General features: G+C 42.8%; 1 pseudogene. It reads right to left on the bottom strand.

The window, feature by feature from the left end:
* Window positions 1–374 precede the first annotated feature (374 nt).
* Window positions 375–1,454 (bottom strand): annotated as a pseudogene (locus tag F6K22_RS43310) (IS630 family transposase).
* Window positions 1,455–1,820: the final 366 nt, after the last annotated feature.

Genomic DNA, 1,820 nt, shown 5'->3' with positions numbered 1-1,820 from the left:
TAAAAAGGCTTAAGAAAATAAATTAAGACCAGGCGATGGCTTTAGCCAAAGTAATATAGAAGCAATGGTCAACATGGCCAGATAATTGACAGCATATTTCTCACGGGCGAGTTGCAATCGGAGAAGGAGTGCTTCAAGGGATTAATCAGTCTTTCAATACGATTGCGCTCTCGATACAATCCTCGATTAAAGGGTTCTCGTTTTTTTTCGTTACTTTTTCTGGAAATTACCGATAAATTGTGGGTATGCGCCTCCCCTTGGATAGAGGAAAAAAGAAAAAATTTTTCGATCCTTAGTCAATCCTATCCGTTTTCTAAGGAGAGGTAAATTATTAATTATTAATTATTATATCATGTCCGGATGATTAGTGATGATTAAGCATTTCTAGTTTGAGGCCACCAGTGAAAACAGGTTAACCCCCGAACAAATTCCTGCTGCTCCATAATTTTCTGACAACGATAAACCAGCAGATGTTCGAGCTTCATCTAAGTTTTCTGGTGAATAGTTGGCGATATAGCTGCCGCACTTGCTCCGCCAAGGCTTCGTTAGTCAAAGGCCACAAACGTTCTGCGGGTTGTAGTTCTGGTGAATGACTCGGCACAAAGAACAAGTCAATACCTTCGGGTAATGCCAGCTGGTCAGTAGTATGCCATCCTGCTTGGTCTAACACCAGCAATATCCGTTTACTTTGATTGAGGTCAAATTCTCGTGCTAAATCTGCTAAAACACGACTCAATAGCTCTGTGTTGACTTGAGCAACGAATCCAGAAATATGTTTCTCCAGATTCAGGGTGGAGAAAACCATAAAGCCATAGCCATTGATATTGAGTCTTGACATCAGCAACTGGTTGTTGTCCAAGTTTTGTCCAAACTCGACGAGCTTTCGGTTGCAGTCCTAATCTTTGCTCGTCCTCACACCAGACTTCTATATCTATCTGCCTGTGGGTAAATAGGTTTGAAGTTTACCTAACTCCCATTGGAGTTTTTTTTCCACAGTATTTGTTGTCAAAGGCAACTTTTCCTATGACTCGGACGTGGTACCTTGAGCCGAAAGCCCATCTGTTGTAAATATTCCCATCCTCTGTGACGAGAGACTTGACGCCCAATATGAGCACTTAACCAATCTGCTAGTTTTGTGCTATTCGAGAGTCCTCCATCTGGAGATGGTTGCGGCTTTGTTGCCATAATTGAGCTTGATCTACATCCTCAAGTAATGATTCACCCCCGATATTTCTTTTTCTGTGGTCTCCCAATCCTTTCGCTCAAGGAGCGTTATACCGACGTACCAATCGGTATATCCAATTTCGAGTGTAACCTGTTACTCCAGAGACCTCTAAGCAAGTCCTACCAGTGGCCAATAACCAAATTGTTTGATAGTGAATTTTCTCAGTTACTTCCTGGGCTTTATAGCGATATCTTTGCTCTAGCTGTTCTACTGTTAAATGGTTTTCAATGGTGACTCAATGTTGGCATAAGTCCCTCCTACTTTCTGGCGATCGCCAGAAAGAAGTTTTATTATACCTAATCATCCGGACATGATATAAGTCCTATTAAAAAGGGAATAGGGAATGGGTCATTTCAGTTATCAGTACCTCCGACTCAAGTCGGAGGCTTGAAATACTGAGTTGAATATTTATCTTGGTCGATTGGATATGGCGTTAGCGTTAGCGTTAGCGAAGCTCCTCTGTAAGAGGCAGCTCCTCTGAAAGAGGCAGCGGCTCTGCACTCTTCGGGAAACCTCGCCATCCCATCCGTTTGTCATGCTCCGCTTTCCGACCGCTTTTTCATCCCCTTAAAAGGGGAGGCTTTAGACCTCCTGG

This window comes from Okeania sp. SIO2F4 (assembly GCF_010672385.1).
Taxonomy (GTDB): Bacteria; Cyanobacteriota; Cyanobacteriia; order Cyanobacteriales; family Microcoleaceae; genus Trichodesmium.
The sequence above is the reverse complement of the archived record's forward strand: the minus strand, read 5'-3'. Positions and strand labels throughout refer to the sequence as shown.